The organism is Bacilli bacterium (genome assembly GCA_035326105.1).
Taxonomy (GTDB): Bacteria; Bacillota_I; Bacilli_A; order RFN20; family CAG-826; genus UBA7706.
The window spans coordinates 1-20,350 of the sequence record DAOKYO010000002.1 but is presented as its reverse complement, the minus strand read 5'-3'; the positions used below and the strand labels follow the sequence as shown (position 1 = coordinate 20,350).

Below are 20,350 nucleotides of genomic sequence, written 5' to 3'. Positions count from 1 at the left end.
TGCCAATCAATAAAGATAAAAATATTTCCAAGTCATTATAACCTATAAACATCCTTTTACAACTAAAAGGTTACTCTAAAATTGTCTTTGTCGCAACTATATTGCAATCAGTTCCGAGGACTTGATGTACCAGTTCATCGCCAACGTGAACCGGGGGATGAATTTTTATCGTCTTTAAAAGATTCATCAAAGGAAAAATCAGGTCTTTGGCAATCGGTCTATCGGTAGTCACGGATAAGCGTCTTTCCTTGCTCTCAACCATCGTGACCGTCGTTGCCACAAAGCGAACGGGGTGAGAAATTTCTTCCAAGGCATACTTTTCTCCGCGCGGACAGGCATTGCCGGTGACTTTTAAATCATCGTCAACTATCAAATGACATCCGCGGGGACAATTGATACAGATAAGTTGCCGTTGCATTAAGCTGCCACCTCCACCTTTAATTCATGACCCATCACTAAATCTTCTTTTTTTAATTTTATCATTTCCATTTCACTGGGAATAGCATATGGCTTAAAAACTTTTTTTATTTCCCTGCCATCAACGGAAACGAGAATTTTAATTTTTTCTAATGGTTTTTGGGGACGATATTTTAAAACGACGCCCTCTTCGTCAAGATCGCTGTAGCGAATAATTTGCGGAACTACGTAGCCGATGTTATTCCCCGCCACAACCCGGATGAAATCGCCGCCATCCTTGAGCTCATGCCGCAGGTACTTAACCGCACTTCTCCCAGCTAAAGCGCCTTCTTGGCTGACAAAATCAACCACATCGTGGACATGAAGACAATTCCCGCAACTGAAAACTCCGGCCATGCCGGTTTGAAGGTGCTCGTCGACCACCGCTCCCCGCGTTTTGCTGGCAAGAATATGAAGATTGTCCAACAGTTCATTTGAAGGAATAAGACCGATTGATAATAATAGCGTATCCACATCAAAGTGTTTGTCAGTTCCTTCAATAAACTGAAAGTTTCGATCAACTTGGGCAATTGTTATGCCGCTTAGATTACCATTTAAAGATTGAACATCCCTGATGGTATGACTTAAAAAGAGCGGAATGTTAAAGTCTTCCAGGCACTGCACCATGTTCCTTGGTAAGCCGTTGCTATAAGGCATAATTTCAGCCACTCCCAGGACTTGAGCGCCTTCTAAAGTCATTCTTCGCGCCATTATAAGGCCAATATCTCCGCTGCCTAAAATAAAAATGCGCTTGCCGACTGAATAGCCACGAATGTTGATGTATTCCTGGGCTTGTCCAGCGGTTAATATTCCCCGGGGCCGATCACCCGGCAAAAGAATTGCTCCCGCATTGCGTTCATAACAGCCAGTAGCAAGAATAATCGCACCGGCTTCTATCATGGAAAGTCCTGCCGATGAGGCGATGGTGACAATCTTGGCCGGCGAGATTTCCAAAACATTCGTTTCAAGTCGGTATTCAATTTTTCTATCTTCCACCATCTGTATATAACGGCTGGCGTACTCCGGACCGGTAAGTTGTTCGTTAAAAGTGGAAAGACCAAAGCCCGTGTGGATGCATTGATTGAGAATTCCGCCCAAATGACTTCCGCGCTCAATAATTAATATTGATTTTATGCCTAAGTCAAATGCCGCAACCGCCGCGCTTAAACCAGCCGATCCGCCCCCGATTATCACTAAATCCCGCTTTTCCATTATTTTCCGTTCTCCTTGCTATCTTCAATTAAAACCGGTGTTCCCTGCTCATCATAGTCGACATCAGTGGGATCAATTTTATAAAAATCAGCCAGAATAGATATCACCCGCGTCTGGCAAAAACCGCCCTGACAGCGGCCGAATCCGGCCCGGGTCCGCTTTTTTATGGCTTTAATCGAGTGGGGCGGGCAACTGCGATTTAAAGTTTGCAAAATCTCACCGCGGGAAATCTTTTCACAATTGCAAATAATATCGCCAAATTCCGGATGTTCGGAAATTAATTTTTTCCGCGACTCAAAATCCATATTCAAAGGATGAATATATGGCTTGATGCTCCGACCAGCCAATTCATTCTTAACCAATGGGATTTGCTTGCCAATGATTTCATCGACCACATACTTGGCAATCGCCGGTGAAGAAGCTAAACCCGGAGATTCAATTCCCGCAACGTTGATAAAATGACGATCAACCGCTGATTCGGAAATGATAAAATCGTGGGTTGACGGTGTAGCCCTTAACCCGCTGAAAGTGCGGATAACTTGGTTAAAAGGAATTGAGGGAATAAGTTGCGTGGCGCTCGCGCGTACCGCTTTTAAAGTAGCCATATCGGTTGCAAGCGAAGAGCGAGTGTCAACAAATTCGCTGCTGGGTCCCACCAGATAGTTTCCCGATGTAGTTGGAGTAATCAGAATACCCTTTCCCTTGTCGGTGGGAAGCGGGAAGATGACATGATTTACAAATCCAAATCCGAAATGGTCGAGAACGTAATACTCGCCCTTGCGCGGATTTATTTTAAAGGAATTATCGCCGATCATCATTGCGATTTTATCGCTATAAATGCCCGCGGCGTTTACGATGTATTTCGTGTTTATTTGGGAGCCGTTTTTAAAGTCAACAGAAAACCCTTCGTTAGTTTTTTTTATTCCGATGACCTCGCTATTTAAAAATAAATTCACCCCATTATCAACGGCGTTTTCCACTGCGTGAACACATAATTGAAAAGGATTGACAATGCCGGCAGTCGGAGCCAATAATCCACCTTTGACCGTTGGATTAACGTTGGGTTCCATCTGCCGAACCTCATCCCCGCTCAGTAAAGTCACAGGAACCTTATTTTCTTTTGCCCGATCGACTAATTGGCGAATTACCAGCCATTGCTCATCTTCCATTGCCAGTGTCAATGAGCCAATGCGGCCGAAGTTTACATCTAACTCCGTGCTCAGTTGATCGAACATGGCATTGCCTTCGACATTCAATTTGGCTTTTAAAGAGTTTGGTTCGGGATCATATCCGCTGTGAACGATAGCCGAGTTAGCCATCGTCGTCGCGTTTCCGACATCACTATCCTTGTCAATCAACGCCACTTTCAATTGATAAAATGAAAGCTCGCGAGCAATGAGCGCCCCAACCACACCGGCTCCGATTATTGTAATGTCGTACATATTTACTACCTCGTTAATATTGTATCGCGATATTGCTGAATTTGCTAAAAAAAGGTAGGAATTTTACCTCCTACCTTTTAAATACCTTACTTAGTCGCGCCGATGTCCAAATTTCTTAAATCCTTTGCGCGGTCCGGAATTTTCTTCCTTAGCAACCGGTTCAACGTAATCGGCCGGTTTCTCGGTAAATTCACGGTGACTAACCTTGACTTTGCCTTTTTCGTCAATTTCGGTAACGATAACTTTCAGTTTTTGACCGATCTTAACTACGTCGCGTGGGTTTTCGGTTCGTGTCCAGGCCAGACGTGAAACATGGCATAAGCCATCCACTTCTCCAAAGAGATTCACAAAGCACCCGTAATCTTCAACCCGATTGACGACTCCTTCATATACTTCGCCAACCTTGGCTACCCGAACAATATTATCAATCATTGCCCGTGCTTTCTTGATTGTTTCCCGATTCATATGATAAATCGTCACCCGACCATCATCCTCGATATCAATCTTACAGTTATCGCATTGAGCGATAATGTCATTGATGACTTTTCCACCCGTCCCGATAACTTCTCTGATTTTATCTGGGTCGATGGTAAAGGTCTCCATCTTAGGGGCATACTCGGCCACATCTTCGCGGGGTTCGCTGATTGCTCCCATTTGCACAGCCCGAATTTCGGCCCGGGCTTTATGAGCTTGTGCTAGAGCTTCACGTAAGATTTCCTTAGTGACACCTTTAATTTTGATATCCATCTGAAGGGCGGTGATACCCTTCGGTGTTCCCGCCACTTTAAAGTCCATATCGCCAAAGTGATCTTCCAAACCTTGAATATCGGTAAGGATGGTATAGGGATGCTTCCCGTCCAACGGACCGCTGGTAATAAGTCCCATAGCAATTCCGGTAACCATATCCTTTATCGGAACGCCGGCCGCCATAAGCGCCATTGAAGCGGCACAGATACTCGCTTGGGACGAGGAGCCGTTACTTTCCAATACTTCGCTCACTACTCTAATGGTATAAGGGAATGATTCTTCGCTTGGAATGACATAACTCAAAGCTCTTTCGCCTAAATGTCCGTGGCCGATTTCTCTACGTCCAGGACTACCTACCTTTTTAATATCGCCAACACTAAATGGCGGAAAATTATATTGATGCATAAAACGGCGGGAAGTCTCGTCCGTTAAATCATCAATTAGTTGTTCATCGGATTTAGCTCCAAGAGTTACAATCGACAAAACTTGTGTTTGGCCACGTGTAAACAGAGCTGAACCATGCACGCGCGGAAGAATATCCACTTGGGCATTTAGTGGTCGAACCTCATCAACTTTCCGACCATCAGGGCGGATTTTTTCTTCGGTGATAAGCCGGCGCACTTCGTTAGCAATCATCGTTTCGTAAATGGCTTTGACATCAGAGACTACTTTGCCCTTATTTTCGGAAGGAATATCTTCCCGGGCGGTGTATTCTGCAACGATTTCTTCGCCTAACTTATCGATTGCCTTCTGCCGTTCAAGTTTATCAAAAATGCTAACCGCTGCTTTTAAATCACTATAGGCGCGAGTATGCATTTCCTCTACCAAGGATTCCTCAGGAAGGAAGAGTTTAATTTCTCTTTTTTCCTTACCGACCTCAGCGATAATTTCTTTTTGCCATTGGCAAAGTTTCTTAATGGCCTCATGACCAAACATCAAGGCGTCAAGCATCGTATCTTCATCTAATTCCATCGATCCGGCTTCAACCATGTTGATGGCTTCTTCAGTACCGGCAACCGTCAAATCTAAATCGCTTACCAAACGCTCTTCGGTGTTGGGATTAATTACAAATTTTCCATCGACGCGGCCAACATTGACACCGGCAATCGGACCGTCAAAAGGAATATTTGAAATTCCCAGCGCCAGGGATGAGCCTAGCATCGCGGCCATTTCCGATGGCGCATCGGGATCCGCGCTTAAAACGGTGTTGATAATTTGGACTTCATTACGGAATCCATCGGAGAACATCGGACGAATGGGTCGATCAATCATTCTCGCGGTTAATGTAGCATGTTCGCTTCCCCGACCTTCTCTTCTTAGAAAAGATCCCGGAATACGACCCGCCGCGTATTGTTTTTCCATATACTCGACAGTCAGCGGGAAAAAATCTCCCTCTTTTGGCTTATCGGAGCAACAAACCGTACTTAAAACGGTGGAATCATTATAACGAATCAAAGCCGCGCCATCTGCCTGCTTTGCTAATTCGCCAATTTCCGCCTTAAACAGTTTGCCTTCGAATTCCAATTCAAAAACTTTTTTTGGCATTTAAAAATTCTCTCTCTTTCATTTTTTACTTTAATAGTATATCACAACTAGAAAATGGTAATGAAGAAAAATGAGCAAAGAAAAGGGGAAGTTTTTCTTCCCCTAAATTTGATTTATGCCGAAATTTCAGCCAATTTTTACCATCTGCGTAAGAACATCAACCATTTTCTGCATCTGATTGAGTGAGGCAAATTCATATCGGCCGTGCATATTGAATCCTCCGGTGCCTAGATTAGGTGTCAGCATTCCACGATACGATAACTCCGCACCATCAGTTCCTCCCCGTATTGGAACATAAGATAGGGGTAATCCTAATGCGTGATAAGCCGCTTCAAGATGATGAAGAGCAGCTGGATCCTTTTTAAGCAATGGTCCCATATTCCGGTAACCTTTCTTAACCATCAAATCTACTGTACCTTGGCCATATTTTTCATTTAACTTAGCAGCCGCATTTTGGAAATCCCGCATCTGCTTCTCAAGTTTCTCCATATCATGATTACGAATAATATATTCGACCACGGTCTTGTTAACTCCGCCTTCAATTGCGGTGACATGATTAAAACCTTGGTAACCCTCAGTTTTGGCTGGAACATCTTCCGTCGGTAAAAGAGCGTTAAATTCCATAGCCACCAAGATTGAATTGACCATCTTGTCTTTAGCATCTCCGGGGTGAATGGATTTTCCAGCAATAGTAACCACCGCGCTCGCGGCATTAAAGTTCTCGTAATTTGCAAACTCGATATCGCTACCATCAATCGTGTAGGCATAATCAGCCCCCATCCGCGCCAAATCGAAATTTTCCACTCCACGTCCAATCTCTTCATCGGGGGTAAAAGCAATAGCAATCGGGCCATGAATTGGCGCATCTTGGTGCGCCAAGCTTTCCACCAACGTCATTATAATGGCGACTCCAGCCTTGTCATCCGCGCCAAGAAGGGTCGTTCCGTCGGTTACAACTAAATCATCACCCACCACGCGTTTTAAAGCCGGAAAATGCTCGGGATCCATAATGATGTTCTGCGCCTGATTAAGGGTTATGGCCTTGCCATCATAATTATTGATTACCCGGGCTTTAACGTCTTTTCCGCTCATTTCCAGGGCGGTATCAACATGCGCAATAAAACCGATAGTGGGGACAATCTCTTTCGTGCTATTGGAAGGGATATGGGCATAGAGAACTCCATGCGAAGAAAGTTCGACATCTTTTACTCCTAAAACGATAAGCTCTTCTTTAAGCGCTTTTAAAAGCGCCCATTGCTTATCGGTAGAAGGGCTGCTAGTTGAATGATCATTACTTTGCGTGTCAAAAGTTGTGTAGTGAATAAAACGTTCTTTTATTGTCATAATTAGCTCCTTTTAAAAATTGATTGATAAATAAAATACCGCTCAAAGCGAGCGGTATCTATTTCCATTACTTACGAAGATTGAGTTGTTCAATCAACTTAAGATAGGCATCGCGGTTGGTGCGGGCAAGATAATTCAATAATGACCGACGTTTTCCAACTTTTGTTAGAAGACCGCGCTTGCTGTTAAAATCATGGATGTTGGTCTTCATGTGCTCGGTGAGCGCTTGAATTTCCGCGGTAAGAAGGGCAATTTGGACTTGGGCTGAACCCGTATCCTTACCATCTTTACCAAACTTCTTGACGATTTCAGCAGTTGCTTCTTTGCTTAACATAAGCTTTTCCTCCTTGTTTAACTACTTTGCTTACCCAGCGGCTGGCGTCGGAGACACGCAAGTCAACGGATAAGTTGCACTTATAATATATAGATTGAATCACAAATAATCAAGTAATAAATCTAGTAAAGGCCGTTAACAAAGTTGGAGGCATAAGCCTTTGCCTTTACAAGATCATCCGCCGTTGGATTTAGGCGCACTTTAAAGCCGTCATCAATGGTCTTCATTTTAAGCTGCTTGGCGCGAGTAAGCAGATTGCCAACCGCCTCTCCACTCCAGCCGTATGAACCAAAGGCCCCGGCAATTTTATTCATCATAACAAAGGGATTAAGTTCGTTCATCAAATCATAAACAGGGCGAATAACGTCAGCCACGATCGTCGGTGAGCCAAATAAAACACCATCCGCATCTTCAATATCAGCGACCATATCGGCGGTCGCTGAATCAACGATGTCATACATTTTGAATTCGACATCATACTCTTTTATTGTTTCAGCCATCGCCTCGGCAATAAGTTTAGTGTATCCATAATTCGAGCAATAAACCATCGTTACTTTCTTCCGTAGACGCACTGGTTGCTCCGCCCATTTTTGGTATAAATTTTGGGCGTTTCTAATTGCTTCTGGACTATCCAAATATGGACCATGTGAATTAAGGATATAATCGATTTTTAGATTTTTAATTTTGGCTAGTCCAACCCGAACAAAGGGCTTAAAGGGCGACATAATTGCATCGAAATATACTTTAAATGATTCTGCATATTCCTTCTTTTGGGCGATAGCGGATAATGCCATCGGCTCAACGCAGATGTGGGCACCAAAGAAATCGCAGGTAAAAAGATACTTTTGCTTTTCGATATAGGTGAAAATCGTATCTGGCCAGTGAAGATTCGGGGCGACGATAAATTCCAAGGTATCATCTCCAATAGTAATTTTCTCCCCATCTTTAATAACGTGAGCATTAAAGGGATGATTGACTATTTCCCGTAAATTGGCCATTGCTAGAGGCGAACCATAAATTTGAATGTTGGGATTTATTTTTAAAAGTTCAGCAATCGCCGAACTATGATCTGGCTCCGTATGCTGAACCACCATAGTGGAAATCTTTTCAATCGCCACGACCTCTTTAATGTTGCCTAACCACTCTTCTTCAAAACCAAGCTTACTGCCATCAATGAGCGCATATTCGCCATTTGACTCAAAAATATAGGAGTTGTAGGTAGAACCATATTTTGTTTCCATGACGATGTCAAACCGCCGTAGGTGCGGATCATGTGAACCTACCCAAAATAAATTACTGCTAATTTTTTCACTTGCCATAATATTCTCCTTTTGACAATTGCCATTTTACCATTGTAATCTTTATTTTTCTAAAGAAACGCTAATGGAAAGCGCCCGAACTTTTTCCACGTCTTCCGCCATCGCCCGTTTCAATTCGGAAATAGATGCAAACTTCACTTCATCCCGGAGTCGTCTGACAAAATATAGACCGATATTTTGCGTATAAACCACCGAATGAAAGTCAAGAATAAACACTTCAATTTGGGAATCGGTTGTTTCCATTATGGTGGGGTGGGTACCGATATTAGCTGCGCCCCAGTAAAGTTGCCCTTGATATAGAACCCGAACCGCATATACTCCGTTTTTGGGAACAACATAATTAGCCAACAAATCAAGGTTGGCTGTTGGGAAGCCGAAGCCTTTTCCATTGCCAAAGCCATGCTTTACTTTGCCATAGATGATATACTCACGGCCAAGCAGTTGATTAGCTTTTTCAATTTCGCCCGTGTCGAGATACTTCTTGATTAGGCTGGAGGAAATTTTATTGCCTTCCGCATCTAGAATCGGTTTCACAACCAGAGTTTTAAAAGCGGATTTAAAATCATCCCTTAAATTAGAAATGCCACCCTGCGCTCCCCGACCAAAATGAAAATCTTCCCCACATATGACATAGGTAGCGCCTAAAGCGATTATGACATTTTTAACAAAATCATCCGCTTCCATATCACGTATTTCTAACGTAAAATCAATAACAAATAGATAGTCGACCCCCATCTCATCAAGTAAATGCAACCGATCATCAATGGAAGTTAATTGTCGATTTCTTCTTGTGGCAAGAAGATCATTTGAGTTAGCAAAAGTAATAATCCCTACTGGCTGACCCGTTTTTTTCGCTTCCGTAATTAACGCTAAATGACCGACATGAAGCCCATCAAAATAGCCAAGACAAAGGGCTAAACCACCACTTATACGTTCAACATTTTGCAAATCAACATTTATTCTTTTTATCATAATAAACCTCGGCGACATTTATATATTTTTTCCTCGTCATTCCAGTAATAGATGGCTAATGGTAAATTATCATCAACCATTAAAAGCAACGGCGCTTGTTGCTCAATTTGTAAATAGCGGCCATGTATAACTAACTCCTTTTGCTCACTATTTACATTCAGCCGGGGCATATCAATCAGCGCTTCCATACTGGAATGAGCATCCGTTAAAGTAATGTTTTCAACATCTTTCGCCGCGCTTACCAAGAAAGAACCAATCTTTGTTCGGCGAAGAGCAGTAAGGTAACCAAGCGTATTTAAACTTTGGGCGATATCAGCTCCAAGAGTACGAACATAAGTTCCGCTTGAGCAAGTAACCATAAAATTTATTACTGGGGGAACATAGGAAATCAACTTTAAGTCATATACTTCCACTTCGCGAGTTTTCATTGTAATGGTTTCTCCCGCTCGATATCGTTTATAGGCGGGAACCCCATCGATCTTTATTGCACTCGTGGTCGGCGGAATTTGCTTTATCTTTCCAATATAATCCTTAAATACTTGTTCAATATCCTCTTTGGTCAATGGAGGTATTTCTTTAAAAACCGTCTCCGGAGTTTCTAAATCAAGCGTGGCGGTTGTCGCTCCCAATTTTAAACTGGCTACGTATGTCTTGCTAAATCCTTCCATAAAGGGAAGAATTTTAGTAGATGGGCCGACGGTAATGATCAAAAGACCCGTGGCAAAAGGATCTAAAGTTCCGGTATGACCGATTTTTTTGGTATGCAAAATATGACTTAGACGATTCACGCAGTCGCGTGAAGTCCAGTCCACTCGCTTGTCGACCAAATAAATTCCGTTCATAAATAATCGCCTTTTCTAACCCGGGTATATTATAATATAAAACGGTCGTGAGGAAATGATTAATGGAAGAAATTCGCAAAATATTAGCTGCTGTCCGCTTGGCGGATGAAAGATTTAATTTAATTGAGAGCGGCGATAGAATCGCCGTCGGAATAAGCGGAGGTAAGGACTCCTTGCTTCTTGCTTATGCTTTAAACCTATATACTCGCTTTTCAAAAAAGCAATTTTCCATCATTGGAATAACCTTAAATCTTGGCTTTCCCGGTTTTGAAGGCGATTATTTAAAAGATTATTTTCAATCCCAAAACATTGAATACCATATCGAAGATGCGAGTACCGTTTACCCGATATTGGCTATCCAACAGGAAAGAATGGGAATTAATCATTTGCCATGTTCAATCTGCTCCCGCATGAAGAAAGCCGCGATGAATAAAGCGGCGCAAAAGTACGGATGTAATAAGGTCGCCTTTGCTCATCATGCTGATGATGCGATTGAAACCCTGTTTTTAAACGAAATAAATGGGGGGCGAGTTGCCACTTTCGCTCCCAAAATGCGCCTTGAACGTGAAGATATTACCTTTATTCGCCCCTTTATTTTGACTTTTGAAAAGAGCATTATTAAGGCTGCCAATCAACTTCATCTTCCCGTTCGTCCCTCTTCGTGTCCTGCTGATAAGCATACTGAACGCGAGGAAATAAAACAGGTGCTTAAAGGTTTATATGATAAATATAGTCAGTGCCATACTAATTTTTTAACGATGATTACTAATGCTTCAAAATTTGATCTTTGGTTTGATGAACTCAATTATCAAACCCGAAAGAGTGGCTTGATTGTTAAACCAGTAAATTCCATCGAAGATAAAACGGCGGTGCTCTACATTCGTATGAAGGTTTTCGTTGAAGAGCAAAATTGCCCTCTGGATGAAGAAATTACCCCTGAAGAAAACTCGGCTAACTATTTTTTACTCGTCTATAAAGGAGTGAATGTAGGAACTATCCGCTATTACATCGATAACGGCTATTATCATATTGGCCGTTTTGCCATTTTATCGGCGTATCGTAAGATGGGCCTAGGACGCATTTTATTTCAATGGCTAGAAGAGTACTTATATCGAAACAATGGGAAAATAACCATTGCTTTTAATGGACAGGCCTATCTAAAGGATTTTTATGAATCCCTTGGCTATACAACCGATGGTAAAATTGTTATGGATGCCGGTATTAAGCATTATCATTTTGAGCGGACGATTGATAAACTACCTGCCTCCTGTTTTCTACCCAATGAAGAATAAAAAAGCCGCTTTAAGCGGCTTATAAAGTTATTTAAAGCACTCGAAAAAAAGGAAAATGGTGCTTATAATACTTTACAATTCAAAATATATTGTTATTTTATACTATTGTCAATTTAAAATAGTGTAAATGTCACCATATTTATATTATATAGGTGTGGAAATAATACTTAGAAAAATTCGCGAACAGCGACAACGAGCCGGATTAACGCAAGAACAAGTTGGAAATCATCTTGGACTAGCAAAAGAAACTTACCGTAATATCGAAAACGGGAAGATTCGTTTAAAATTGGATGATTTTATTTCTATTTGCCAATTACTTCATCTCCCATACGCTAGTGTGCTAGAAAGCGATGAACAAACCATAACGATTACAAAGGCAGATTTTATTGTCATTCAAAACGCGTTTAAAGTTATCGAAAGAATTGCGGAAACGAATGATTTAAAAAATACTAGCAATCCTTTGCCCAAAAATGAATATGAACTATCCGATTCAATAGATGATGAAGAGAAATGATTCTTTAGTTGGCTGAATCTTTTTTCTTGCTTGGTTTGCTGATTTTTGCCAGTAAGAATAAATAGAATCCAAATAGCAAGAGGAACCCCGCCGTACAGATCCAAAGCCAGGTGGTGTTGATATAAACAAGTCCGACCGCTAATAGCAAAGGACCGCCGAATATAATTGCTGTTCCAGAGCCGTTTACTAAATCATTTGCTGTCTCGGTCTTAAACTGAGGATCAACTTCTCGTAAAAGGGCAATTCCGGTTGAAGCCGTTCCGGTCAACATTCCATAAAAACCAAAGAAGGCTGGTAGATAATAACTGGGAAAAGTCTTCTTACAAATATACTTCAAATAAACAAAAGTCACGATTGCCCCGATGATTCCAAGCGATAGAAGGGCAACTACAACGCCGACATCATTTAATTTTTGAATGTCGATTGCCATAATCGAGCTGACGATCATAAAGTCGAAAGCCGTTCCACTAATTCGGTTTAGCATATAATCATTCGTATACTTACGGTGCATAATTTTTCTTTTTCGCAATTGACGAATAATTAATTTGGCGACCATCGCTATTGCCATCGCAAACAGGAAGTTAAATCCCCAGATTAGCGATTTGACATTGTTGACCAAAAAAGCAATATTACTCCAATCGATTAAAGAGGAAAGGCCAAAAATGACCAGAAAGGTAAATAAATAGAGCATTAAGACCAAGCTGATTTGGATGGTGAATTTATCGATAGACTCGGCTAACGGAATCTCGTCGACACCTTCGACATCATCAGTCGTAGTCGCGGCCATTTTTTCGTTTCGGCTGATTTTAAGCCGCCCTTTCCGAATAAGATAGTTCATGTAGATAATTCCCGGGATGCAGGCCACGACAAATCCGAGGGTTGATATTGATAGCCCAAAGTCTTGACCGATTGAGAAAAGTCCACCATTTATTTCGGAAAATATCTTCCCGGTATTTCCCGCTTGGCCGGGGCCCTGACCAAAGCCAAGTGCCAGGAGCACTCCGGAAAAGGCTCCATTACTCATCACTGAATTTTTGAAGATTGCGGCAATAAATATGGTAATAAGTAAACCGACAAAAGCCTGAAGAAGATAGGTGGAAACGATTACGAGTCCCGATTTAACCGCTTCTTTTTTGCCGTTTATCTTGGCATCGCTCTTATTGTCCTTTAATCCCATGGCAATAAAGCCGATGGCAATCGCGTGATAAGTTACAAAATTCATAAAATTATTGGTTCCCGAAAGAATTGAGTAATCAAAAGCCGATTTCGATATCCAATCGACCAAATATTTGATTCCTAGTCCCAGAAAGCCACCGATTACGGCCGTCGGTATAACATAGCGATTAAGAAAACGAATTTTGCGCCGTAAAACGTTGGCCAAGAGAAGGATTAAAGCAATTATGCCCAAGTATACAAAATCGCCCCAATAGAAGTCATAGTCCCAAACATTCGGTATGGTGCTCGTCATTAAGGTCAATAAATTCATTTTTCACTTCTCCTTTAATAAATTTATAGCGATGGACAAAAACTTGAAGCGTAACTAAGAACTGATAGGCACTCACGGAAGCGGGAAATTTAATCATCGTTGTGTTGCGACCATGAATATAGAGGATGAGTCCTCCCTTTTGCTGAACGGCCATGCTAACCAACTCGTGATAGCCGACTTTGAAGGACTGATCTTTATGCTTACTAATAACATCGATACCCTCATGGCTGACCGTGATTTGAACCTGTCCATGGTATTTTCTTCGCTTTTTTAATATTTCGACCCAAAGACCCGTAGCCTTCAATTTAAAATCGGCGTTGGTAGCCAAAAAATGCTGATAATTATCCTTGACCAACTGATCGACTTCAATCAAAGTTTGCTTACCATATTCTTTAGAAACCAAATATCCGTGTTCATCATAATGCGCGGTAAAACCGCATTCGTCACAAATAAAATCATCATAACCGTGAACGGTATTGACACTATGACAGTGCGGACACGCAAAAATCAGGCGCTCAAGATGTTCGCTCATGTGCTTAGTTTTAAACGAAAGGGGTGGGTTCTCCTTATACGGATTGGCATCAATGCGTTCATAAATTATTTTATTAAGCTCATCCAAGGACAGTGCGTTATACTCATCGGGATTCATTTGCGAGTAAAATTCTCCCCATGAGCGGCCTTTTCTTCGTTTAGTTGCCCAACGGGGATCCGATTGGGAAACACCATGAAAACGGAAGAAAAGAAGAGGGACATTGAGCGATTTAACTAACTTACCAATCGCAAAGGGCATTGAAGCCAATCCACCAGTAAATGTCACATTGCCCTCAACAAAAATACCCACGGTTCCTTTTTCCTTCAAAACCTTCTTAATCGTCATAATCGTCGATATGTCGGGTAGAGATTTACTTTTAGGAATTGGAGCAAAGCAAAACTCTAAAAGTCGACTGATAAGTCCATGGCCAAAAATTATTTCAGAAGCCACATAATAAATAGGAATGTCAGTGCTGGTGGCGAGCAAAATCGGGTCGAGAGCCGAAGTATGATTAGAGACAATAATATAGGGTCCCTTTCCCTTTAGGTGATAGTGTTTACTATGAAAGTTTGCATGAAGGCGAAAAATCCAAGCTAAAAGAATACGCGCTAAACCATAGAAAAAACGATGACGAAATTTTACCACATGCTTAGTTTGGCTACGTTTACTTTTCATTGTTTTCAATCGGTTTTACGAAGCATGCCCGCGTTTTGTGTCGAACATGCTCAAAACGGCTCCATAGTGATTGGACCTCTTCATTCGTAACTAATTCCGGTCCCGTCTCACAATACTTTACTTTGTTCTTGACTGCATTATTAATGGCAGCGGCAAATACCATCGTCATAACTCCGCTATTCTTTAATTCTGGTTCAGTGGCTACTAAAAGCATATCGAGAATTTTCTCTTTTTTTATTGCTCTTAAGAAAGAAATCCATCCGAGAGGAAAAAGATGACCTTTATGGCGCTTTAAAGCAAACACCGGGGTTGGAATCATAAGGCCAAAGGCGACGACCTTATTATTGCTGTCGACGACAATTTGCATATAGTCAAGATTGATAAGAGGAATGTATTGATCTGCTAAATGATACATTTGTCCTTCATCAATTGGTACATAGCCATATAGATTCGCATATGCGCGATTGACAAGCGAAAGAACCTCAACAATATAGGGTTTAACGGCTTTCTTGCTTTTACGTTTGAATTGGACGATGTGAAAATCGTACTTTTTAGCCGTATAATCAGCAATTTTCTGCAGTTTCAAATCAGGTTTATCTGGAATAAAAACCCGGTATTCATTCCACTTGGCATCTTCGATAAAACCCAATTGCTTAAGGTGCTCATAATAGTAGGGAAAATGATAAAATGTTGCAAACATATTGTGCTCTTCAAAGCCATAGGTAAGCAAACCTTCCTTATCTTGATCGCTATATCCGAGCGGACCCGCAATTTCCGTCATTCCGTTTTGAAGGCCAAAATCCTCAACTGCTTTTATTAACGCCTTGGTCACTTCAATATCGTCAATCATATCAATCCGATTAAAACGGATGCGTTTTTGATGATACTTTTCATTGCTAAAGTGATTTAAGATGGCACAGATTCTGCCGACAATCTTCCCCTCGCGATAAGCTAAAAATAACTTAAAATCACAATAGGAGGCAGCCGGATTTTTTCCAGGCATCAAATTGGAGATTTCATCCTCATAAATATAGGGGGTAAAATACTTGTTTCCTTTATATAATTTGACGGGAAAGTCAATAAATTTTTTTAGTAAACGGCCATTATTGACCACTTTGATCTCAATCATATTTCTATCTCTTTTCAAAATTATTTATACCCTTATTGTCTATTCTTTTTAAAATATTAGCAAGATTTTCCGCAAGAGAAATCCGAATTATTTTTTGGGCCAAAATTCCCGGGACCGTTTTATCAATACTATCAGTGGTAATTATTTTTTTGATAAACGGGTTACCCAAGTGTTTTTGATAATCACCGGAAAAGACGCCATGCGTGGCCACAACATACATATCGAGTGCCCCGCGCTTTCTCAATTCTTCCGCCACTAATTCCGTTGTTCCACCAGTATCAATAATATCATCCAGCATAATCGCATGCCGGTTGATAACCTCACCCGTAAAATCAATCAAACGCACTTTATTGGCCTGGGGACGCCGTTTGCTCAATTGCGATATTGGATATTCTGGAAATGCCTTTAAAAAAGTCGATAACCGTTTAGTGGCTCCGCCATCAGGAATCACAAAAACCGTATTCTGGGGATGAAAATGATTTTCCGTCAAAAACTTCTTTATTGGCATTAAAAAGACATCGCTAAAATCAACATTATAAAAACTATCTTTTGCCCCCTGTTCACTTGCGTGAATATCATAAGTTATAATACTGCTTATATGGGCGGATTTTAACATTTCAATCAACATATCGACTGCTGGTGTTGATACTTCCTTGCCTTTAACTTCCTGTCGCGCAAAACCAAAATAAGGAATAATAGCTACTATATCGTTAACGCCATTTGTCCATAAGCTATTGGCTAAAAAAGACAATTCAAAAAAATGGCGTTCAACTGGGTAGGACATTGATTGCACAATCACTGCCTTTGAAGAAAGATTGCTCCCCCGAGCTGAAATTACAAATTCATGGTCGGAGAAACTAAACATTCTAATTTTTCCAATGGCGAAATCGGTAAATTGAGCGAGGGCTGCAAGCAACTTTTTATTCGCGGAAATTCCAAAAATAGTCTGCATAATTTATTCTCCAATAATACAAGTATTCTATCATACTTTTCTTTGTAAAAGAAAAACAAAGAATATTTGTTTGCAAGCGCTTTCTAGAGTAAATAAATCTTTTATTCATCAATCTTCTTCCAATAAAGAAAATTGAATGTATAATTATGCCGTTTATGAAAACAAAAACTCTTTTTCAGTCGGTAGATTTAACTGTTGGAACACCTTGGAAGGTTATTCTTCGCTTTGCGATACCAATTTTTATAAGTATCATTTTTCAAAATATTTACTCGATGGTGGATGCGATGATTGTCGGCCATTACTTACCGCTTCAATTTGCCGGGGTAAGTGATACAAATAGTCTGGTATTTATTATTCTTCAGTTTGCCTTTGGCTGTACCGCCGGCTTCAGTGTTATAACTGGACGCAATTTTGGTCGTAAAGACTACCCCGCATTTAGACGTTCTTTTGCTAATATGATCACCATATCTTTAATAATTTCTTTAATCTTAACTCTTATAGCGACCGTTTTTGCTGACGATCTTCTCGAAATCATTAATGTAACTCCCGAGAATGATTTGGTTACTTATAAAGCTGCGAGCACCTATTTAAGTGTCATATATATCGGGCTAATTACAATGGTTTTTTATAATCTCATCGTCAGCGTTCTTCGTAGTATTGGCGATAGTATTACCCCACTGTTCTTTTTGATATTATCCAGCATTATCAATATCGGGCTCGACTTCCTTTTCGTAACCACATTTAAGGGGCCGGATGCTAAAGTGGCCGGAGCGGCAATTGCCACCGTTATATCACAAGCTATCAGCGCTATTATGTGCTTCGTGTATTCCTTTAAGAAATATGAATTTTTGCGATTAAAACGAAGCGACTTTTCCTTGAAGGCAAAAGAGATTAAAGAGTTGCTTATTCAGGGATTGCCTCTTGCCTTTCAATTTTCAATATTAGCTATCGGTTTGATTATTCTTCAGGGAGCGATTAATACGTTCGACATTGGAAAACTTATCCCCGGAACAAATACCCCGGCTCACTATGCTCAAGATGGTTATGGAGCGGCCGGAAAAATGGATAATTTTCTTTTGTCGCCCTTCGCCGCTTTAGGTACGGCAATGCTTTCTTTTACCGCCCAGAATTATGGTGCCAATAACATTAAACGCATTAAACAAGGACTGAATCAGGCTTTTTTAATTGTCGGTGTCACCTATGTAATTATCAATATTATGAGCCTACTTTTGTCAATGGATGGTTTTTTCTTATATATATTTATAAATGAATCGAATATTTATCCGGAAACTATCTATTATGCCACTACTTATATGCATGTAGCCTTACCATCTTCTCTTTTCTTAGGAGTACTATTTGTTTCGCGAAATACCATTCAAGGCTTGGGAAAATCATTATATCCATTTCTGGCTGGCGTTATGGAACTAATTGCTCGTATCTTAATATGCCTATATATTCCTTATCTCATTAGCCCTACCAATTTAGTCAGCAACTCGGCATTTGTCGGCATTTGTTTCGCCGACCCATTAGCTTGGTTTGCGGCTATCATTGTTCTTTTATATGGAGTAATTAAATTTGTGTACTTAATCAAAGATAAAAAAAACAATCATCAAAACGAATTGGTCAATAAAGCAAATTAATTGTGTTCATTATTAACTTTTATTCCTATTATGTTTATTTTTCAAAGTTCTAATTAAAATAGTAATCCCATTTGCTTTGATAACTATTTATAACATTAACTTCGGCGGCAAACGCATTGCTATATGATTCATCTAGCCTAAAATTAGCTATTAAATAATCGCTATCATCGATAACAAAAAATTGATCGGTAATAATGATGTTATCAAACAAACAATTAAATGAAGAATCAATTAATAAGATATCGGCCTCAAGCCATTTGGGCTTCTTTATTTCATAAGAAAAAGAAATTTGAATTTGCGTTTGATTATCCCTGTTAATTACAGCCGAATTATATGTCACAATCTGGTTATTATTAATCGTTACCTTGGAATTTAGCAAGCAATGTACAAAATATGCCAGACCTAATGAAGCAATCAGTAAAATATTTACCGCAAATAACAAGCAAAATGTCTTTTTCTTCAAGATATTATTTATCATGATATTAGTGGTTTATATGCATATATACATAAAAAATAATGTTCTTTATTGCAATGCAAAATTTGCGGTTATATTTTCCGGACTGGTTACACTACTCCCCGATCCATTACCTAGTTGGCCAAAACTATCACTTCCCCAGGCAAACACTTTTCCCAGGGATGTCACGGCAAAGGAATGGTAAGAGCCGGCTGAAACACCAACCACAGTTTCATTCGTGGTCAGTCCCGCGAAGTTGGCGGTTATATCTTCCGGACTAACTACATTTGAACTACTCTCCGATCCATTGCCGGTTTGGCCATTATTATCCCCTCCCCAGGCAAACACTTTTCCCAGGGATGTCACGGCAAGGGAATGCATAGCGCCGGCTGAAACACTAACCACAGTTTCATTCGTAGTCAGTCCCGTGAAGTTGGCGGTTATATCTTGCGGACTGGTTATACTACTACTCCCCGATCCATTGCCTAGTTGTTCAGAACTATCTTGTCCCCAGGCAAACACTTTTCCTAGGGATGTCACGGCAAGGGAATGCATAGAGCCGGCTGAAACACCAACCACAGTTTCATTCGTGGTCAGTCCCGCGAAGTTGGCGGTTATATCTTGCGGACTGGTTACATCTGAACTACTCCCCGATCCATTACCCAGTTGGCCATTATTATCCCTTCCCCAGGCAAACACTTTTCCTAGGGATGTCACGGCAAGGGAATGGAAATCGCCGACTGCAAAACCAACCACAGTTTCATTCGTGGCTAGTCCCGTGAAGTTGGCGGTTATATCTTGCGGACTAACTACATTTGAACTCCCCGACGATCCATTACCGATTTGGCCAAAGTAATTATATCCCCAGGAAAACACTTTTCCTAGGGATGTCACGGCAAGGGAATGGGCATAGCCGGCTGCAACACTAACCACTTCTATAGTATCCCACTCGGGGATTGATGAATCAATTTCTCCGAAATTACTGGTGCTTCCAGTTCCTGTAAAAGCAAAATCCGCATAGGAAACGCTGACTCCACTGAGAATGGCAAGAACTGATATTAAAAGAGATTTTAGTGCTTTTTTCATATTTGCGATATTAACGTTAGACAAACACTACTTCCATTATCAACGTCATGAAAAGCCATTTTTGAGTAATGAAAAATTAAACAAAGTAATCATTTCTTTCTTGACAAATTAGAATTTTGTAAATATGTCGGCCACATAATAGGAAAACTGTAACTATTGTTCAATCGGATTAATGCATATTAAAGAATTTGATACTTCCGACTGGTAAGTTTAATGGCATGCCTGCTTATTCGTTAAAATATAACAATGTGATAGCAGCGTTTATTTTTAGAGGAATTGCACCAAAGTTTTTATAAGTGATTCATAAATCTTTCAGCAATTATTTTAAGATTTAAGCGATGTTGTTGGCACCTATTTTTATTTCTAAGAAAAATCTT

The 20,350-nt window shown here is 40.6% G+C and carries 18 protein-coding genes; 3 read left to right on the top strand and 15 right to left on the bottom strand.

The window, feature by feature from the left end:
• Positions 1-70 precede the first annotated feature (70 nt).
• The 9 genes from PKC96_04370 to truB all read right to left on the bottom strand — a co-directional run bounded on the left by PKC96_04370 (position 71) and on the right by truB (position 10,213).
• Positions 71-418, bottom strand: a complete 348-nt coding sequence (locus PKC96_04370) for a DUF1667 domain-containing protein (GenBank protein ID HMM00557.1) — start codon at positions 416-418, stop codon at positions 71-73.
• Positions 418-1,668 (bottom strand): FAD-dependent oxidoreductase, encoded by a 1,251-nt coding sequence (locus tag PKC96_04365; protein HMM00556.1) that lies wholly within the window; start codon positions 1,666-1,668, stop codon positions 418-420. Before PKC96_04365 ends, PKC96_04370 begins: the two co-directional genes overlap by 1 nt.
• Positions 1,668-3,110, bottom strand: coding sequence for an NAD(P)/FAD-dependent oxidoreductase (locus PKC96_04360; GenBank protein ID HMM00555.1), 1,443 nt, complete (start codon positions 3,108-3,110; stop codon positions 1,668-1,670). The genes PKC96_04365 and PKC96_04360 overlap by 1 nt, the downstream gene beginning before the upstream one ends.
• A 90-nt stretch (positions 3,111-3,200) precedes the next feature.
• Positions 3,201-5,402 (bottom strand): polyribonucleotide nucleotidyltransferase, encoded by a 2,202-nt coding sequence (locus tag PKC96_04355; GenBank protein HMM00554.1) that lies wholly within the window; start codon positions 5,400-5,402, stop codon positions 3,201-3,203.
• 126 nt (positions 5,403-5,528) lie between these two features.
• The gene (pepT, locus tag PKC96_04350) at positions 5,529-6,746 is read right to left on the bottom strand and encodes a peptidase T (GenBank protein ID HMM00553.1); all 1,218 of its coding nucleotides are present in this window, start codon (positions 6,744-6,746) and stop codon (positions 5,529-5,531) included.
• A gap of 67 nt (positions 6,747-6,813) precedes the next feature.
• Positions 6,814-7,080: a 30S ribosomal protein S15 gene (rpsO, locus tag PKC96_04345; protein HMM00552.1), complete on the bottom strand. Its 267-nt coding sequence runs from the start codon at positions 7,078-7,080 to the stop codon at positions 6,814-6,816.
• 122 nt (positions 7,081-7,202) lie between these two features.
• A complete protein-coding gene (locus PKC96_04340; protein ID HMM00551.1) occupies positions 7,203-8,399 on the bottom strand; it encodes an FprA family A-type flavoprotein in 1,197 nt (398 codons plus the stop codon).
• Between the two features lie 42 nt (positions 8,400-8,441).
• Entirely contained in the window at positions 8,442-9,371 is a 930-nt protein-coding gene (locus PKC96_04335) for a bifunctional riboflavin kinase/FAD synthetase (protein HMM00550.1), read from the bottom strand.
• Positions 9,368-10,213: a tRNA pseudouridine(55) synthase TruB gene (truB, locus tag PKC96_04330; protein ID HMM00549.1), complete on the bottom strand. Its 846-nt coding sequence runs from the start codon at positions 10,211-10,213 to the stop codon at positions 9,368-9,370. Before truB ends, PKC96_04335 begins: the two co-directional genes overlap by 4 nt.
• Before the next feature lie 62 nt (positions 10,214-10,275).
• Here truB and PKC96_04325 point away from each other — a divergent pair, with 62 nt between their 5' ends.
• Positions 10,276-11,505: a GNAT family N-acetyltransferase gene (locus PKC96_04325; protein ID HMM00548.1), complete on the top strand. Its 1,230-nt coding sequence runs from the start codon at positions 10,276-10,278 to the stop codon at positions 11,503-11,505.
• A 127-nt stretch (positions 11,506-11,632) separates the two neighbouring features.
• On the top strand, positions 11,633-12,019 hold the full coding sequence (locus PKC96_04320) for a helix-turn-helix transcriptional regulator (GenBank protein ID HMM00547.1): 387 nt from the start codon (positions 11,633-11,635) through the stop codon (positions 12,017-12,019).
• Between the two features lie 4 nt (positions 12,020-12,023).
• On the opposite strand, the gene PKC96_04315 is transcribed toward PKC96_04320, so the two are convergent.
• From PKC96_04315 to prs, 4 genes are read right to left on the bottom strand one after another with little or no spacing between them, the layout of a single operon-like run.
• Positions 12,024-13,505 (bottom strand): hypothetical protein, encoded by a 1,482-nt coding sequence (locus PKC96_04315; protein ID HMM00546.1) that lies wholly within the window; start codon positions 13,503-13,505, stop codon positions 12,024-12,026.
• Entirely contained in the window at positions 13,453-14,712 is a 1,260-nt protein-coding gene (locus PKC96_04310; protein HMM00545.1) for a 1-acyl-sn-glycerol-3-phosphate acyltransferase, read from the bottom strand. The genes PKC96_04315 and PKC96_04310 overlap by 53 nt, the downstream gene beginning before the upstream one ends.
• A complete protein-coding gene (locus tag PKC96_04305) occupies positions 14,702-15,841 on the bottom strand; it encodes a hypothetical protein (protein ID HMM00544.1) in 1,140 nt (379 codons plus the stop codon). Before PKC96_04305 ends, PKC96_04310 begins: the two co-directional genes overlap by 11 nt.
• Positions 15,842-15,845: 4 nt before the next feature.
• Entirely contained in the window at positions 15,846-16,793 is a 948-nt protein-coding gene (gene prs / locus PKC96_04300) for a ribose-phosphate diphosphokinase (GenBank protein HMM00543.1), read from the bottom strand.
• A gap of 155 nt (positions 16,794-16,948) precedes the next feature.
• Here prs and PKC96_04295 point away from each other — a divergent pair, with 155 nt between their 5' ends.
• A complete protein-coding gene (locus tag PKC96_04295) occupies positions 16,949-18,433 on the top strand; it encodes an MATE family efflux transporter (protein ID HMM00542.1) in 1,485 nt (494 codons plus the stop codon).
• A gap of 49 nt (positions 18,434-18,482) precedes the next feature.
• On the opposite strand, the gene PKC96_04290 is transcribed toward PKC96_04295, so the two are convergent.
• Both PKC96_04290 and PKC96_04285 read right to left on the bottom strand, forming a co-directional pair.
• The gene (locus PKC96_04290; protein ID HMM00541.1) at positions 18,483-18,896 is read right to left on the bottom strand and encodes a hypothetical protein; all 414 of its coding nucleotides are present in this window, start codon (positions 18,894-18,896) and stop codon (positions 18,483-18,485) included.
• Positions 18,897-18,956: 60 nt separating this feature from the next.
• Positions 18,957-19,997, bottom strand: coding sequence for a hypothetical protein (locus tag PKC96_04285; GenBank protein ID HMM00540.1), 1,041 nt, complete (start codon positions 19,995-19,997; stop codon positions 18,957-18,959).
• Positions 19,998-20,350: the final 353 nt, after the last annotated feature.

Excerpts from the sequence above, each read along its gene's own strand:
- PKC96_04370 (HMM00557.1), bottom strand. The coding sequence starts at position 418 with ATGCAACGGCAACTTATCTGTATCAATTGTCCCCGCGGATGTCATTTG.
- PKC96_04365 (HMM00556.1), bottom strand. The coding sequence starts at position 1,668 with ATGGAAAAGCGGGATTTAGTGATAATCGGGGGCGGATCGGCTGGTTTA.
- PKC96_04360 (HMM00555.1), bottom strand. The coding sequence starts at position 3,110 with ATGTACGACATTACAATAATCGGAGCCGGTGTGGTTGGGGCGCTCATT.
- PKC96_04355 (HMM00554.1), bottom strand. The coding sequence starts at position 5,402 with ATGCCAAAAAAAGTTTTTGAATTGGAATTCGAAGGCAAACTGTTTAAG.
- pepT (HMM00553.1), bottom strand. The coding sequence starts at position 6,746 with ATGACAATAAAAGAACGTTTTATTCACTACACAACTTTTGACACGCAA.
- rpsO (HMM00552.1), bottom strand. The coding sequence starts at position 7,080 with ATGTTAAGCAAAGAAGCAACTGCTGAAATCGTCAAGAAGTTTGGTAAA.
- PKC96_04340 (HMM00551.1), bottom strand. The coding sequence starts at position 8,399 with ATGGCAAGTGAAAAAATTAGCAGTAATTTATTTTGGGTAGGTTCACAT.
- PKC96_04335 (HMM00550.1), bottom strand. The coding sequence starts at position 9,371 with ATGATAAAAAGAATAAATGTTGATTTGCAAAATGTTGAACGTATAAGT.
- truB (HMM00549.1), bottom strand. The coding sequence starts at position 10,213 with ATGAACGGAATTTATTTGGTCGACAAGCGAGTGGACTGGACTTCACGC.
- PKC96_04325 (HMM00548.1), top strand. The coding sequence starts at position 10,276 with ATGGAAGAAATTCGCAAAATATTAGCTGCTGTCCGCTTGGCGGATGAA.
- PKC96_04320 (HMM00547.1), top strand. The coding sequence starts at position 11,633 with ATGTCACCATATTTATATTATATAGGTGTGGAAATAATACTTAGAAAA.
- PKC96_04315 (HMM00546.1), bottom strand. The coding sequence starts at position 13,505 with ATGAATTTATTGACCTTAATGACGAGCACCATACCGAATGTTTGGGAC.
- PKC96_04310 (HMM00545.1), bottom strand. The coding sequence starts at position 14,712 with ATGAAAAGTAAACGTAGCCAAACTAAGCATGTGGTAAAATTTCGTCAT.
- PKC96_04305 (HMM00544.1), bottom strand. The coding sequence starts at position 15,841 with ATGATTGAGATCAAAGTGGTCAATAATGGCCGTTTACTAAAAAAATTT.
- prs (HMM00543.1), bottom strand. The coding sequence starts at position 16,793 with ATGCAGACTATTTTTGGAATTTCCGCGAATAAAAAGTTGCTTGCAGCC.
- PKC96_04295 (HMM00542.1), top strand. The coding sequence starts at position 16,949 with ATGAAAACAAAAACTCTTTTTCAGTCGGTAGATTTAACTGTTGGAACA.